The sequence below is a fragment of the Streptomyces sp. NBC_00028 genome (assembly GCF_045041065.1).
GTDB lineage: Bacteria > Actinomycetota > Actinomycetes > Streptomycetales > Streptomycetaceae > Streptomyces.
Map to the genome: position 1 here is coordinate 452,136 of NZ_CP108293.1, position 15,758 is coordinate 467,893.

The 15,758-nt window shown below is 70.9% G+C and carries 11 protein-coding genes; 9 read left to right on the plus strand and 2 right to left on the minus strand.

All coding sequences use genetic code 11. The annotated features are described in order from the left end of the window. Positions 1–149 precede the first annotated feature (149 nt). The 9 genes from OG885_RS02145 to OG885_RS02185 all read left to right on the plus strand — a co-directional run bounded on the left by OG885_RS02145 (position 150) and on the right by OG885_RS02185 (position 7,730). The gene (locus OG885_RS02145) at positions 150–1,415 is read left to right on the plus strand and encodes a polyprenyl synthetase family protein (RefSeq protein WP_405725013.1); all 1,266 of its coding nucleotides are present in this window, start codon (positions 150–152) and stop codon (positions 1,413–1,415) included. 20 nt (positions 1,416–1,435) lie between these two features. After that, positions 1,436–3,034, plus strand: coding sequence for a phytoene desaturase (locus tag OG885_RS02150; RefSeq protein WP_405725016.1), 1,599 nt, complete (start codon positions 1,436–1,438; stop codon positions 3,032–3,034). Further along, complete coding sequence (locus tag OG885_RS02155) at positions 3,031–4,065, plus strand: phytoene/squalene synthase family protein (RefSeq protein WP_405725019.1); 1,035 nt, start codon at positions 3,031–3,033, stop codon at positions 4,063–4,065. Before OG885_RS02150 ends, OG885_RS02155 begins: the two co-directional genes overlap by 4 nt. Then, positions 4,062–5,201 carry a DUF5914 domain-containing protein gene (locus tag OG885_RS02160; protein ID WP_405725022.1) on the plus strand — a complete coding sequence of 380 codons (1,140 nt, stop codon included), beginning with the start codon at positions 4,062–4,064 and terminating at the stop codon, positions 5,199–5,201. The genes OG885_RS02155 and OG885_RS02160 overlap by 4 nt, the downstream gene beginning before the upstream one ends. A gap of 111 nt (positions 5,202–5,312) precedes the next feature. Further along, entirely contained in the window at positions 5,313–5,546 is a 234-nt protein-coding gene (locus OG885_RS02165) for a DUF2945 domain-containing protein (protein WP_405725025.1), read from the plus strand. Between the two features lie 7 nt (positions 5,547–5,553). Further along, entirely contained in the window at positions 5,554–5,802 is a 249-nt protein-coding gene (locus tag OG885_RS02170) for a DUF3140 domain-containing protein (protein WP_405725028.1), read from the plus strand. Between the two features lie 100 nt (positions 5,803–5,902). Further along, positions 5,903–6,475 carry a DUF4383 domain-containing protein gene (locus tag OG885_RS02175; RefSeq protein WP_405725033.1) on the plus strand — a complete coding sequence of 191 codons (573 nt, stop codon included), beginning with the start codon at positions 5,903–5,905 and terminating at the stop codon, positions 6,473–6,475. A gap of 315 nt (positions 6,476–6,790) precedes the next feature. Next, on the plus strand, positions 6,791–7,396 hold the full coding sequence (locus tag OG885_RS02180) for a dihydrofolate reductase family protein (protein WP_405725036.1): 606 nt from the start codon (positions 6,791–6,793) through the stop codon (positions 7,394–7,396). A gap of 58 nt (positions 7,397–7,454) precedes the next feature. Further along, a complete protein-coding gene (locus tag OG885_RS02185) occupies positions 7,455–7,730 on the plus strand; it encodes a DUF3253 domain-containing protein (RefSeq protein ID WP_405725038.1) in 276 nt (91 codons plus the stop codon). Positions 7,731–7,814: 84 nt separating this feature from the next. Here the strand turns inward: OG885_RS02185 and OG885_RS02190 are convergent, their stop codons facing one another. Both OG885_RS02190 and OG885_RS02195 read right to left on the minus strand, forming a co-directional pair. After that, positions 7,815–12,104 carry a discoidin domain-containing protein gene (locus tag OG885_RS02190; protein WP_405725041.1) on the minus strand — a complete coding sequence of 1,430 codons (4,290 nt, stop codon included), beginning with the start codon at positions 12,102–12,104 and terminating at the stop codon, positions 7,815–7,817. 249 nt (positions 12,105–12,353) lie between these two features. Next, on the minus strand, positions 12,354–15,725 hold the full coding sequence (locus OG885_RS02195; RefSeq protein WP_405725044.1) for a CARDB domain-containing protein: 3,372 nt from the start codon (positions 15,723–15,725) through the stop codon (positions 12,354–12,356). Positions 15,726–15,758 lie beyond the last annotated feature (33 nt).

Consider the following 15,758-nt stretch of genomic DNA (forward strand, 5'->3'; position numbering starts at 1 on the left):
GCGGGCCTCGGTCGGCGTGGCGCCGCCTGGTCCAGGTGCGATCTCTGTGACGGATCAGGGATCGCGGCCGCGACGGCGCATCCGTGCGGGCCGCTCGTGAGGAAGGCCTTCGGTCAGCCAGCTACGCGAGCGACACGGGAGGAACCGGGATGTGCCCCACCGAGGCGAAGGATCACCCTGTGGCCGGGAGGCCGCCAGGCTCCCGTCCCGCCCCGGCCCGCTCTGCCCACGGCGGCGGGCACCTCCGCGTCGTCGACGCCGATGTGCCCGCCGCCGTGGGCCGCGTACTGAAGTCCGTGCTGGCGGAACGCACCGAGCGGGCCACCGCCATGGACCCGGATTTCGGCCGTGATCTCGCCGAACGTCTGGCGCGCTTCACCCTGGACGGGGGCAAGCGCGTACGGTCGCAGTTCGCGTGGTGGGCGATGCGCGCCTGCGGCGGCGGAGCCGCCGAATCCGAAGCGGCCCTGCACGTGGGTGCCGCACTGGAACTCATCCAGACCTGCGCCCTGGTCCACGACGACGTGATGGACGGATCCCGGCTGCGGCGCGGACGGCTCGCCCTGCACACGGACATCGCCGCCCAGTACGCCGACACCGTGCCGGGCGCCGCGGGCTCGCGTTTCGGTGAGGCCGCGGCGATCCTCGCCGGGGACCTGGCCCTGGCCTGGGCGGACGACCTGGTCGCCGACATCGAGGCACCCCGGCCGCGGGCCCGCGCCGTACGCGACCTGTGGAGCGCCATGCGCACCGAGATGGTGGCCGGGCAGTATCTCGACATCCAGGGTCAGGCCACCTCCTCACGGTCCATGCGGCGGGCGATCCGCGCCGCCTGTCTCAAGAGCGCCCTGTACTCGGTGGAACGCCCCCTCGCGCTCGGCGCCGCCCTGGCCGGAGCGGATGCCGCACGCAGCCGAGCCCTGTGCTCGGCGGGCCGGTGCGTCGGGATCGCCTTCCAGCTCCGCGACGACCTCGGCGACGTCTTCGCCGACCCCCGGCGCACCGGCAAACCCGTCGGCGGCGACATCCGGGCGGGCAAGCCGACCTATCTGGTGGCCGTGGCGCACGCCCGGGCCGAGGCGACCGGCGACCACCGGGGCCTTGCCGTGCTGCGCAGCTGCCTCGGCCGCGCCGACCTGCCCGACAGCCGCCTCGGCGAAGTCCGCGACGTACTGATCGACACGGGCGCGCGGGACATCGTCGAGGCGAAGATCGACCGGCTGGCAGGTCACGCGATGCGCCATCTGGAGTCCGCTCGGCTGGAGCCGGAGGGTCATCTGCCGCTGCGTGACCTGCTCCTCGCAACGGCCGGTTCCTCCGCCTCTCCCCCGCCGCTCCCGGGCCACCCGAGCGCCGAGGACGGCCTTCCCGTCTCCCTGCTGCTGACCGCGGCCGTCGAAGGGGCCGCCCGATGAGCCTTCGAGGAGGCCGCTCGATGCCCAGAACCGTTCCGGGACGCACCGATCACGTCGTGGTGGTCGGCGCCGGCCTCTCCGGCCTGTCCGCCGCCTTGCATCTGCTGGGCGCGGGCCGCCGCGTGACGCTCGTGGAACGCGATCCGCTGCCCGGCGGCAGGGCCGGACGGCTCGACCACCACGGATACCGGATCGACACCGGTCCCACGGTCCTGACCATGCCCGACCTGGCGGACGAGGCCTTCGCGGCGGTGGGCGACAGCCTGCGCGACCGCGTGGACCTCATCCCCCTGCACCCGGCCTACCGCGCGCTCTTCGCCGACGGCACCAGCCTCGACGTACACACCGACGCACAGGCGATGGAGTCGGAGCTGGAGCGGTTCGCAGGCCCCCAGGAGGCCGCCGGGTACCGGCGGTTGCGCCGCTGGCTGGAGGATCTGTACCGGGCCCAGATGCGGCACTTCATCGACGCGAACTTCGATTCGCCGTTCGCCCTGCTGACCCCCGATCTGGCCCGGCTGGCCGCGCTCGGCGGGTTCGGCCGACTCGACGCCCGGATCGGCCGGTACCTGCGCGACGAGCGCGTGCGCCGGGTCTTCTCGTTCCAGTCGCTGTACGCCGGTGTCCCGCCGGAGCGGGCCCTGGCGGCGTACGCCGTGATCGCCTACATGGACACCGTCGCCGGCGTGTACTTCCCCCGCGGCGGCATGCACGCGCTGCCCCGAGCCATGGCGGACGCCGCCGCCGACGCGGGCGCGCAGCTGCGCTTCGGGGAGCGGGTGACCCGGCTGGAACGCAGCGGTGACCGCGTCACGGCCGTCGTCACCGACCAGGAACGCATCGCCTGCGACGCCGTCGTCCTCACACCCGACCTGCCGCTCGCCTACCGCCTCCTCGGACACACACCCCGCCGCGTCCTGCCGCTCAGATACGCGCCGTCGGCCGTTGTCCTGCACGCCGGCACCGACCGGACCTGGCCCGCACTCGCCCACCACACCCTGTCCTTCGGGGCGAAGTGGCGGCGCACGTTCGACGAGCTGACCCGCACCGGGCAGCTGATGAGCGACCCGTCCCTGCTGATCACCCGCCCGACCGCCACGGACCCCTCCCTGGCCCCGCCCGGCCGCCATCTGCACTACATCCTCGCCCCCTGCCCCAACACCGCCATCGGCCCCTCCGCCACTGCCTGGGCCGAGCTCGCACCGCGCTACCGCGACAGCCTTCTGCGAGAGCTGGAGCGACGCGGCTTCGAGGGCATCGCGGACGCCGTACAGGAGGAAACCCTCGTCACCCCCGCCGACTGGCAGAACCAGGGGCACGCGGCCGGCACCCCCTTCTCGGCGGCCCACACCTTCCCGCAGACCGGCCCGTTCCGGCCCCGCAACCTCGTACGCGGCACCGAGAACGCGGTGCTCGCCGGCTGCGGCACCACCCCGGGCGTCGGGGTGCCCACCGTGCTGCTCTCCGGCAAACTCGCCGCGGCCCGGATCACCGGGCGCCGTCAGGCCGCTCCACCCAGGCGCCGACGCCCCGCCCCGCCGACCTCGATCGCGCCGGAGCCGCCGGCCGCATCCAGCACCCCCGCCCCCTCGGCAACCTCGAAGGGAACTCGCGCATGACCGCCCGTGAACTCGACGCGGCGGGCATCACCGACCCGGCGCTGCGCCAGGCCTACGCCCACTGCCGTCGGCTCAACGCCCGGCACGGACGGACCTACTTCCTCGCCACCCGGCTGCTGCCCGTCGAACGCCGCCCCGCCGTGCACGCCCTGTACGGCTTCGCCCGCTGGGCCGACGACATCGTCGACTCCCTTGACGCCCGCGTCCCGCCCCACGCCCGCGCCACCGAACTGGCGCGCCTGCAGCGACACCTGGAAAAGGGGCTGCGGGACGGCGCCGGCCTCGAACCGGTGGCGCTCGCCCTGGCCGATACCGCCCGACGCTACGACATCGACCACCGGCACTTCGGCGACTTCATGGCCGCCATGCGCAGCGACCTGGAAGTGACCGACTACCAGACCTACGAGAACCTGCGGGCGTACATGCACGGTTCCGCCGCGGTCATCGGACTCCAGATGCTCCCTGTCCTGGGCACGGTGGTCCCCCGGGAGGAGGCCGCCCCCTACGCCGCCGCCCTGGGCGTCGCCTTCCAGCTGACCAACTTCCTGCGCGACGTGGGCGAGGACCTCGACCGCGGCCGTGTCTACCTCCCCGCCGACCTGCTGCGCGCCCACGGCGTCCATCGGGATCTGCTGACCTGGAGCCGCGCGACCGGCAACCGCGACCCGCGCATCACCGAGGTGTTCAGGTCCTTCGAGGCCCTCACACGCGGCGTCTACCGTGAGGCGGCCCCCGGGCTGGCGATGCTCGACCCGGTCGCGCGCCCCTGCATCCGCACGGCGTTCGTCCTGTACGGCGCGATCCTGGACGCCGTCGCCGAGGACGGGTACGCGGTCCTGCACCGCCGGTCCGTGGTGCCGCGGCGGCGGCGCGCCGCGGTGGCCCTCGACGGGGCGGTACGGCTGGCGGCGGCGAGGATCGCGGCGCGGGGCTCCCGCCGGACCCCGCAGCCCGCGCCCCCGCGGTCACCCTCCCCGGCTATCCGCTCGTCCGACTCCGTGGACGGCCCGCTGCGCAAGGAGGCCGTATGAGCACCGGCCCTGTCGACGACCGCTCCGGCGACCGTTCGCGGCGGCGACCGGATCCGGCGGACCGACCCGCCCGCCCCCTCCGTCCCGTCCGGCGCGGACGGTATCCCCTGTCGTTGCGCCGGAACACTGTGGACTGGGAACGTCAGCGTCCGACCTGGCGCGAGGCGCGCCCCGCCCTCATCGCCGACGCCCTGAAGCGCGCCCAGGCGCGGCCGTCCGGCAACTGGTACGTCGTAGGCGCCACGAGCGACGTACGAGACGACCGCCCGCTGGCCCGGACGATCGCCGGGCAGGAGGTCGTCGTCTGGCGCGACGCCACGGGGCAGTTGGTGGCCGGACCCGGCATCTGCCCTCACCTGGGCGCACCGCTTCGCGACAGCCCGGTGCGCTGCGGCACCCTCGTCTGCCACTGGCACGGGCTCGGTCTTCCGGGCACCTCGTTCGCGGGCTGGGAGCCGCTGCCCGCGCACGACGACGGCGTGCTGGTGTGGGTGCGCCTGGACGACGTCGGCGGCGAGGTACCGCTGGAGGCGCCTGTGGTGCCTGTGCGACCCGCACTGGCGGGAGCGGTGTCCGCGGTGTACGTCGGCGTCGGTACCTGCGAACCCGAGGACGTCGTGGCCAACCGCCTCGACCCCTGGCACGGCGCCTGGTTCCACCCGTACTCCTTCGTGGACCTGACCGTCGTGTCCGCGACCGCCGCGGCACAGGGACGCGATGAGCCCTCACCGCGTGAGACCGGCGCCGCGGACGAGAGCGCGCCGACGGACGAGGACGGTTTCACCGTCGACGTGTCCTTCAAGGTCGCCGGGCGACTCGTCGTACCGGTGCGGGCCGTGTTCACCGCTCCCGAGCCTCGTACGGTCCTGATGCGTATCACCCGGGGCGAGGGCGCGGGGTCGGTCGTCGAGACGCACGCCACCCCGCTCGGCGCCGACGAGCACGGCCGGCCGCGGACAGCAGTGGTGGAAGCCGTGGTGGCGGCGTCCGATCGCCCTGGATTCGCCGTGGCCCGCCGGATGACGCCGCTGCTGCGCCCCCTGATGCGGGCCGCCGCCAGCCGGCTGTGGCGCGACGATCTCGCTTATGCGGAACGACGCTGGCAACTCCGCTCGAACGGGCGCTTCCCTGGCTGAGAAGTGCCGGCGGGGCCGCCTTCCGGAGGGAGGTGTCCGCGAAGCGCGTCGGGGCTGGGACCGGTACAACGCTCCGCCCTGCGGGAACTCGGAAGCCAGGAGGCTGAAGACATGACCAAGGACGAAAGCCAGGACAACAACCTGCGCAAAGGCGACAAGGTCACCTGGCGCAGCCACGGGAGCGAGGCGACCGGCAAGGTCGAGAAGAAGATCACCCGCCGCACCGAAGCCGCCGGACGGACGGTGGACGCCTCGCCCGACGAGCCGCAGTACGAGGTGCGCAGCGACAAGTCCGGACGATCCGCCGTCCACAAGCAGTCCGCCCTCAAGAAGCGAGGGAAGTGAGCCACGCATGGACCACGAGCAGACATGGAGCGAGTTCCGCGATCTGGTCACCATGGCGCCCGCGGAACTGGACAAGTGGCTCAAGACACCGGAGTCCCGAGACGCCGGACAGCACCAGGGCGGCGGTGAGTCCACCGGCCACGCCTCAGGCCGCCGCCACCTGGCGCAGCGCCCCTCCGGGGACGTCGCCGATACGACGTGGCGCCACTCCCTCATGAACTGGGGTCACGACCCCCTCTCCGGCCACGGCGGCTGAACGCGAGCCACTCCGGCTCACGGACCTCGTGGCAGGTGCAACCGTTGACACCGAACCATCGGAAAGGAGGGCATACCCCCCAGGGAGAGGATCACCTGACATGCAGCTCCGCGACGAACTGCCGGTCGATCACCAGCTCGCCACCGTCTACCGTTACGGCGCCGCGTTCTGCGGCGTGGTCCTGCTGATCTTCGGAGTTCTCGGCTTCGCCGACCGGCTCAGCCCGTTCGGCACCGACGGCGACACCATCGCCGGCATGACCACCAACGGCGCCCTCAGCCTCGTCTCCGTCGTCGTCGGCCTCGTGCTGATCGCCGGCGCCGTGATCGGCGGCAACTTCGCGTCCACGCTCAACATGACGGTGGGAACCCTCTTCCTCCTCAGCGGTTTCTGGCACATCTTCGTGCTGGACAAGGACGCGAACTTCCTCGACTTCGGCATGACCAACGTCATGTTCAGCTTCGTCATGGGCCTGGTGATCCTGACCTTCGGCATGTACGGCCGGGTCACCAGCAGGCTCCCCCATGACAACCCGTACTGGCGCCGCCGCCACCCGCGCCAGGCGGCCGAGGAGTCCCTGGCACGCCGACGCCGGCACGCAGGAGCGATCGGCTCCGCCGAGACCCCGACGGCGGCACTCCCCGGTACGGCCACCGACGGCACGGTCCGCTGACCGCTCCGTCCGCACACCCCGACCAGCAGCCGCCACCCACGACGTCGGCTCGGCCACGGTTGAATGCCACCGTGGAGAACATCTGGACACCCGCGCACCAGGCGGTGGAGAACGGGGACGCAGAGACGCTGGCACGGCTGCAGTGCTCCTGGCCTTCGGCGCCGACCCGCAGCTCCCGGGGCCCACCGGGCAGACTGGCAGACACCCCTGGACCTCGCCGCTCACTACGGCCATCGCGTTGCTCCACGGCGCGGCCGATGAGTTTGTGGGTCTCGGTCGGTCCAAGCTCGTGACACCCCACGAAAGGACACTGCCATGTCGGAGCTTCTCGTCGACTTCATCACCTCTCTCGACGGCTATGCGTCGGGAGAGGGATGGCCCGGGTTCTGGGGGCTGGAGGGCCCGGAGTACCTCGCATGGCTCGGCGAGCAGCCCGAGGTCACCTACCTGATGGGGGCGAACACCTACCGTCTGATGTCGGGCTTCGCCGCGGGCGAAGTCCCCGGTGGCCAGGACGAGTTCCGGCCCGAGGAAGAGGCGTCCGTCGACGAGCTCACGCGGGCGTCCAAGGTGGTGTTCTCCTCCTCGCTGGAGGAGCCTCTGGCGTGGGCCAACTGCACGCTCGTCCGTGACGACGCCGTCGAGGCGGTCCGCGCCATGAAGTCGACCGGCTCGGGGCTCCTCAGCACGATCGGCAGCCTCAGCCTGTCCCGGGCCCTGCTCCGAGCCGGACTCGTCGACCGCTTCCGGGTGGTGATGTTCCCGGTGATCACCGGAGCCACGGGCGAAGAACGCATCTACGACGGCTATCCGGACGTCGCCCTTGAGATGACCGAGCACCGCACCTTCGACGGCCGCATCCAGCTGGTCGAGTACAAGCCCCGCGTGCTCGAACACCCGCCGCTCGGCACCCCTGCGTAACGCCGCCCCATCTGGAGCTGGACCAGCGCGATTCTCACAGGGTGCCACACTGGATTGCATGGCGGAGAGGGACCGGGACCTCGCCCAGCGGCTGGAGACGGCGATCACGAACCTGCTGGAGCGTCGTGCCGACACAGCTTCGATCTGCCCGTCCGACGTGGCGCGCGAGGTCTACGAGGGCGACGACGACGGCTGGCGAGCGCTGATGGAACCGACTCGGCAGGCGGCTTGGCGTCTGGCGGCCGTGGGCCAGGTCGAGGTGACGCAGGGTGGACGGCCGGTCGTGGAGGGCGAGGCGCGCGGCCCCCTTCGTATCCGTAGGGCACGCCGCTGACACGCACATGTGCCCGCGCCCGCCGCGGTGTGCGGCGGGCGCGGGTTGTCGTTGTTGTTGCTATGGCAGGTGTGACCGGGTTTGTCAGCAGGGGTTGACGGTCAGTTTGAACGTGGTCGTCGTGTTGCGGATGTCCTGGGCGTTGTTGCCGGTGCGCAGGCAGTTGATGGTGGCCTCGCCGACGGCGGGGCCCTGGCCCGGTTCGGGCATCTCGTTGGCCCAGACGCCGAAGCCGGACTTGGCGTCCCACGCGTCGCCGCTCTTGCGGGCGCCGGTGATGGAGATGTCGTTGAGGATGGTGTCCTTCACCGGGTTCTCGGGCGTGGTGCCGTTGTACTTGGTCTGGAACATGAGGCCGCTGTAGGTGGGGTCGACGATGTCTACGTGACTCACCCGGATGCCCTGGAAGACCTTCGAGGCGGAGAAGAACCAGATGCCGGGGAAGGTCTGGTCGCCCCAGAAGTGCCCGCCGGCGCGGACGATCGAGATGTTCTCGAACGTCGTCGGATCGGTGCCGAAGCCGTTCATCGGGTAGCCGAAGTCGAGCGAGGAGATGGTGATGCCCGAGTAGACGAGGGTGTCCGCGATGTGGATGTTGCGGAAGGTGTTGTTGTAGCCGCCGTAGACGGCGACACCCGCGGCTCGCCAGGTCAGGGTGGTGGTGAGGTTCTCGTAGAGGTTGTTCTTCATGTCGGCGCCGCCTGCGTCGATGGCGGAGAACAGCGCGAAGCTGTCGTCGCCGGTGGCGCGGGCGTCGTTGTTGGTGACGAGGTTGTCGGTGGATCCGTTGGTCATGTTGATGCCGTCGGCGAACAGGTTGCGGATCCGGGAGTTCTTGATGGTCATGCGGTCGGTGTTGGCGCCCCAGTAGAGGCACACCATGTGCTCGTTCCAGATGTCGTCGATGGTGATGTCGGAGACGTTGGCGAAGTCGAAGACCTTGCCGGGGCCGTCGATGCGCGAGGTGTAGTTGCCGAAGTAGGCGAAGCCCTTGAAGAGCGAGCCCTTGGCGGTGGCGTCGGCGCGGAAGCCGATGTCGGTGTTGTCCTGGGTGCTGGGGGCGTGGAACTGGGTGTACCAGGGGCCGGCTCCGACGACCTTGACGGGCTTGCCGTAGACCTGGAACTTGCTGCCGGTCTCGTAGTCGCCGGGCGGGAGGTAGACGCCGACGAGGGTGTTGGTGGTGTCCATGCGGACCTTGTCCAGGGCGTTCTGGACGTCCTGGTGGGTGAATCCGGTGGGCACGGCGTAGGTCGCGGGGTCGGGGTTGGCGGCCGGGGCGGCCTGTTCGAGGTTGATGAAGTCGATGGTGTAGGTGGAGGTGTTGGCGGAGCCCTTCTGGAGGCGGATCGTGCTGCCGGCGGGTACGGTCTCGCCGAGCATGAGGTGTGCCTCGTCGTAGATGTGCCGTGGGGCGCCCGCGCCGGGCGAGTTGCCGGGTGAGGCCTCGGCGCCGTAGAGCCAGGCGTACTTGGAGGTGAGCGGGATGGCCTTCTTGAACGTGCCGTCGACGTACAGGTCGAGGGTGGCGTCGGTGCCGCCGCCGCCCGCCGCGTCGGGGATGGAGAAGCGGGTCACCAGGGTGTTGGTGGCGGCGCGGGTGGTGAACTCGACGTACTCGCCGGTGGCGTCGAGGCGGACGGCCTTGCGCCCGGAGGCCTCACCGGCGGGGTCGCCGACGGTGCGGTTGGGGCCGAGGACACTGGCGCCGCCGCCGGTGGTGCCGTCCTCCGCCTCGTACATGTCGTAGGGCATGTTGGCGCCGCGGCCGACGAACAGGGGCTGGGTGGCGGTGTTGTTGTCGCGCTTGACGGGGAGTTCGTTGGTGTCGGCGGCGAGGACGGTCTTGACGGTGTAGGTACCGTTGGCTGCGGTCCAGGGGCCGAGGGTGACGACGGTGGAGTCGCCGGGGGCGAGGGTGGCGTCGTAGGAGCCGGTCAGGGTCTTGACCGTGGTGCCCTGCTTGTCGAGGAGGGTGAGGGTCACGCCGTGGCTGCCCGCGGCGGTGGGCTCGGTGCCCTGGTTCTTCACGGTCGCCTTGAAGGTGACGGTGTTTCCGGCCGACGGGCTGGAGGGGGTGGTGGTGACCGAAGTGGTGATCACGTCGGAGCTGGCGACCGGCTTGACGACGAGGGGCGTGGGCCGGGTGTAGGTGTTGTTGGACTCGTTCTGCTCGATGACCGTGCCCGTGTCGTCGGCGACGGCGCTGAGTTCGTAGGAGCCGGCTTCACGCTGTCCGATGGAGGCGGTGACGGTGGTCGGTGCGCCGGCCGCGAGGGCGCCGACGTCGGCGGTGGCGACCTTGGTGCCTCCCAGGCGTACCGCGAGCTTGCTCGCCGCCGCGGCGGCGGCGCCGTCGTTGCGGACGGTGGCGGCGACGGTGATGGCGTCCGACTCGACCGGCGAGGCGGGTGTCGTGGTCAGGTTCGTCACTTGCAGGTCGGGGTTGGGTGCGGGCACGCCGATCACCTGGAGCTCGGCCAACTGGCCTGCCGGAGCACCGGAGTTGGCGGTGAAGCGGAGCCTGACGTCGGCGGTGCGGGCGGTGACGGGGATGGTGACCGTGTTGGCGCTCGCCGGGTCGAAGGCGTAGCTCTTGGCTGCGACCAGGCTGGTGAAGTCGGAGGCGTTCTGGTCCCGGCCGAGGACCTCGATGGTCTGGGTGCGGGCGGACCAGGCGCTGTCGGGGTTCAGCTTGAGGACGAGACGTTCGAGGTCGGCGTTGGCGCCGAGCTTGACGGTGAGGGTGTTGGGGTAGCTGCCCCCGGCGCCTTCCCAGTAGGTGGCGGTGCTGTTGTCGTTGGCGTTGGCGGCGACATACGTGTGGACGGTGGAGGAGGCGTCGATCGGCTTGCCGACGGCGAGGTTGGAGCCGTTGCCGCCGCTGCCGTTGCGGGTGACGCTGTTGCTGTTGCCCGACTGGTTGCCGGCGGCGTCCCTGGCGCGGACGTAGTAGGTGACGGTGCTGGTCGCGGGCTGGGTGTCGGTGAAGGTGGTGACGTTTCCGGCGACGCTGTCCCTGAGGACGTTGTTGGCGTAGATGTCGTAGCCGCTGACGCCGGTGTTGTCGGTCGAGGCCGTCCAGGTGAGCTTGATCTGGCCGCTGCCGGGCTCGGTGTAGGCCAGGTTCGCGGGGGCGGTAGGCGCCTGGGTGTCGCCTGCGTCGCCGACGCGGGTGACGGTGTTGCTGTCGGCGGACTGGTTGCCTGCGGCGTCATGGGCCCGGACGCGGTAGGAGACGGTCTGGTTGGCCGCGCGGTTGTCGGTGAAGGTGGTGGCGTCGCCCGCGACGGAGGTGAGCAGGGAGCCGTTGGCGTAGATGTCGTAGCCGGTGACGCCGGTGTTGTCGGTGGCCGCGGTCCAGGTGAGCTTGATCTGGCCGCTGGCGGGTTCGGTGTAGGCGAGGTTCGCGGGAGCGGTGGGTGCCTGGGTGTCGCCGCCGCTGGGGCCGTAGATCTCCAGCTCGGATATCTGGGCGGCGGGCTGTACCGAGTTGGCGGTCACCAGGACGCGGACGAAACGCGTGGTGGTCGAGTCGAGGGTGATGGTCGCGGTGTTGTCGTTCGCCGTGTTGAACGTGTAGGCCTGCGACGCCGAGAGGTCGGTGTAGGTGCTGCCGTTGGTGCTGCCCTGGATCTTGAGGGTCTGGCTGCGGGTCTCCCAGCCCGCGGGGAGCTTGAGGACCACGCGGTTGACGGCGAGTGAGGCGCCGAGGTCGGCCTCGAGCCACTGCGGGAGGGCGTTGTTGGTGCTCTCCCAGTAGCTGGCGCGGTTGCCGTCGTTGGCGTTGGGCGCGGCGTACACGTCGGTGTGGCTGCTGGCCTTGAGGGTCTTGCCGGAGGCGAGGTTGGTCGAGGACTCGCCCGCGGCGTGGACTTCGAGTTCGGAGAGCTGGGCGGCCTGCCAGCCGGTGTTGGCGCTGACGGCGATGCGGACGTAGCGGGCCTGTGCGGCGGGGAAGCCGATGGTGACGGTGTTGGCGGAGCCGGGGGCGAAGGTGTAGGCGGCGGAGCTCTTGAGGGTGGTGAAGCTGGTGCCGTCGGCGCTGCCCTGGACGGCGAGGGTCTGGGAGCGGCTCTCCCAGCCGGCGGGCAGCTTCAGGACGACCTCGTCGATGCGTTGGCTGCTGCCGAGGTCGGCCTGGACCCACTGGGGCAGGCTGCTGCCCGCGCTCTCCCAGTACGTGCCCTGGTTGCCGTCGGTGATGTTGGCGGCGGCGTAGCCGTTGTTGGTGTTGCTGGCCGAGGCGGTGTCGCCGAGCGCGATGTTGGGTCCGCCGGCGGCGTGGGCGGTCATCAGGGGGCCGCCCAGGGCCAGCAGGCTCGTGACGATCGCGGCGCTCAGCCACCGTGATCTCCAGGTGGGGGTTCTCATCGTTCCTCGCATTTCGTGATCGCACGTCGGGGTGCGGGTCGCGGCGCTGGTGAGGCGTACGCTTCTGACGCCATTGAATTCAGACTTTGCGTTGAACGGTCAGAGAGTTGCAGAGGATTGTCGCAACGTCTACAGATGCGGCACGGGGAGTTGTCAGGCGCCTGACCAGGCACGATGCCTCGCGTGAGCGCGGGCATGCCGGTTCGGCGACCCGCGCACGGCGGGCCGCCGAACCGTTCGCCGCGCAGGTCAGCTGCGGTTGATCACGAACTGGGAGCCCGGCTCGACGCAGACGTCGCCCTCCGCCGAGCCCGTGATGGTCACACCGGTCAGGGTGGCGCTGCCGCGGGCGCCGCCCATGGCGAGGACACCGCAGCCGTTGAGCGACTTGTCGATGCGGACGTTGCTCACCTTCACGCCCGGCATCGCACCGCCGCCGGTCTTGAACTGGATGCCGTCGTAGGTCGAGTCGTGGATGTCGGTGTCACGGATGGTCACCCCGGGGATGTCCGGCCCCTGCGCGAACAGCGTGATGGCACCGAACTCCTGGTCCTCGTTCCAGAACGCCCCGCCGGTGCGGTACAGCGCGTTGTTGGCGATGAGGGTCTGGCCGGAGAACGGGATCGGGTCGTGGTCGGTGGCCAGCATGATGCCCGGGTAGTTCATGGTGTCGGCGACGACGTTGTTCTCGATCGTGTTGCCGTAACCGCCGTACACCGCGATGCCGTTGGCGCGCCAGGGCAGTTGGACGGTGTTGTTGCGGAAGTGGTTGTCGTGGCCGACGTCGACCGAGGTGTCCTTGACGTACTTGCTCGCCCACACCGCGAGCGCGTCGTCCCCGGTGTTGCGGAAGGAGGAGTTGTACACCGTCGAATTGCGGGTGCCGTTGGCGAAGTTGATGCCGTCGGCATAGGTGTCGCGCACCCGCATGCCGGTGAACTCCAGGCCGTCGCCGGGGTTCCACAGCTCGGGGATGTTGGAGTAGTCGCGGCCGACCCACACACCGACGTTGGCGTGCTCGATCCACACGTTGCTGATCTTCGTGTTCTTGCCGAAGCGGCCGTTGAGGCCGACGCCGCCCTCGGCGTTGCCGTCGCCGCCCCGGATGGTGCCGGAGCCGAAGATCGCGAGGTCGGAGATCTTGGTGTTGTCGTCGATGTCGAAGCCGAAGTTGCCCTCGTGCGGGTGGTTGATACCGCCCGCGTCCTGGGGTGCGGTCAGCGTGTAGACCTGCGAGTGCCACATGCCGGCGCCGCGGATGGTCACGTCACGGATGCCGACCTGGTTGTACTGCCCGCGGTTGAGGGGGTCGTCGGTGAGGATCTTCTGCTCCTGGCGCCACTGTCCGGCGGGGATCCAGACGCAGGCGATGTCTCCGTTCTGGTCGGCCGTGACGGCCCGTTGGAGGGCGTCGGTGTCGTCGATGCCGTCGTTGGGCACCGCGCCGTAGGCGGTGATGGAGGTGCACTCGGCGGGCTTGGTGGCGGGCGGCGCCACCTGCTCCAGGTCGATCAGGTCCAGGACGTAGTAGGCGGCGGTGTCCCCCGCGTCGCGCTGGAGGCGGAAGATGGTGCCCGCGGGGTAGGTCGTGGTCAGCAGCGCCTGCGCCTCGTCGAACAGGCGGCGCGCGTCGCCGCCGGGACGGTTGGTCAGCCCCTCGGGTTCGTCCGTGCTGCCGTACAGCCAGCTGTGCTTGGACGACAGGGTCAGCTTGCGCACGAACGTGCCGTCGGCGTAGAGGCTGAGGGTCGCCTCCCGGCCGCCGCCGGCCGCCGCGTCGGGGATGGAGTTGCGTACGACGACGGAGTTGGCCGCGTTGGTGGAGGTGAACTCCACATAGTCGCCTGTGGTGTCCAGGCGTACCGACTCGCGGCCCGAGGACTCGGTGGCGAAGTTGGTGTGCCCGAAGGTCCGCTTGCTGTCGGCCGTCAGCAGGGTGCCCCGGTAGCGGTCGGTCTCCGCCTCGTACTCGGTGTACGGCAGGGCGGCTCCGCGTCCGACGACGATGGAGCGGGCGAAGACGTTGTTGTCCTCGTTGGTCTCGGTGACCGTGCCGGTGGCGTCGGCGGTGGCCGTCAGGGTCGCACCGCCGCTGCTGGCCTTCCAGGTACCGCTGATCGCGACGTCGGCCGTGTCTCCCGCGGCGATCGCGCCCGCCGTGCCCTTGAGGGTCTGCTCCCCCACGGTCACCTGCGTGACGCTGCCCGCCGGGACGGCGGTGGTGCCCCGATTGCGGACGGCGACGGTGAACGAGACGTCGGCGCCGACCGCGGGTGAGGTCGGGTTGGTGGTGATGCCGGTGACCGTCAGGTCGGGGCCCGGGCTCTGGGAGACGGTCAACTTTCCGGCCGCCGTGCGGCTGTTGTTGCTGTTGTCGGACTCGGTGACGGTGTCGCTCGGGTCGACGGCGGCCGAGACGGTGTAGGAGCCCGTCGGGCGCTTGCCGACAGGCACGTCGACCGTGGTGGACTGCCCCGCGGCCAGGCCTGCGACGGGGGCGGAACCGGCGACGGTGCCCTCGACGCTGACGTCGAGTGCGCTCGCGGGCGCGGCGGCGGTGCCGGCATTGCGGACGGTGGCCTTCACCGTCACCGGGTCCGCCTCGGAGGGGGCGGCCGGGGACCAGGTCAGGTCGGTGACGACGAGGTCGGGCTGCGGGGTGGCGGTGCCGAGCACCTCGATTTCGGCGACCTGTGCGCCGGGCGCGCCGGTGTTGGAGGAGAAGGCGAGGCGTACGTCGGCGACCCGGCCGGTGACCGGGATGAGGACGCTGTTGCCGCCGGAGGACGGACTGAAGGAGTAGTCGGCGCGGGCCTTGAGCGTGGTGAAGCCGGACACGCCCGTGGCGCGACCGAGGACTTCGAGGGACTGGGTCCGTGGCCCCCAGGCGGCGTCCGGGTTGAGCCTGACGCGCACCGCCTCGATGTCCGCGTCGGAGCCGAGCTTGACGGTGAGGTTCGCCGGGAAGCCCGCCGACTCCCAGTAGGTGCCGAGGTTGCCGTCGTTGGCGTTGGCGGCGACGTAGTTCTGGGTGGTGGAGGATGCCTCGACGGGCTTGCCCCGGGCGAGGTCACCCGCCTCGGTGGGCGGCTCCTCGGGTTCCTGCCCGGCGTCGCCGAAGACCTCCAGTTCCGACAACTGGGCCGCGTTCCAGCCGGAGTTGGAGGTCACCTGCACCCGCACATAGCGGGCGGTGGCGGCCGGCAGGTCGATGTCCACGGTGTTGGCGGCGGACGGGTTGAAGGCGCGGCCCTGTCCGGCGGCGAGGGTGCTGAAGGAGCCGCCGTCGGTGCTGCCGAGGACGGACAGGGACTGGGTGCGCGCTTCCCAGCCGGTGGGCAGCTTCAGCGCGACTCGGTCCAGGGGAACCGGCGTGCCGAGGTCGACCTGGACCCACTGCGGGAACGAGCCGGTGGGCCCTTCCCAGTACGTCTGCTGGCTTCCGTCGGTGACGTGGGCGGCGGGGTAGCCGCCGAGGGCTCCGCCGGCCGTGGCCGTTCTGCCCAGGGCCAGGTTGGTCTCGGCCGCGGCGTGTGCCGGGGCGGGGAGCAGTCCGGTGGCTGTCAGACCCGCGAGCAGCAGGCCGACCCCCAGCCGTCTGCTCAGGTTGATGCGTCTCATGGTGGCCTCTCCGCAATCCGGGCACGGTGCGGC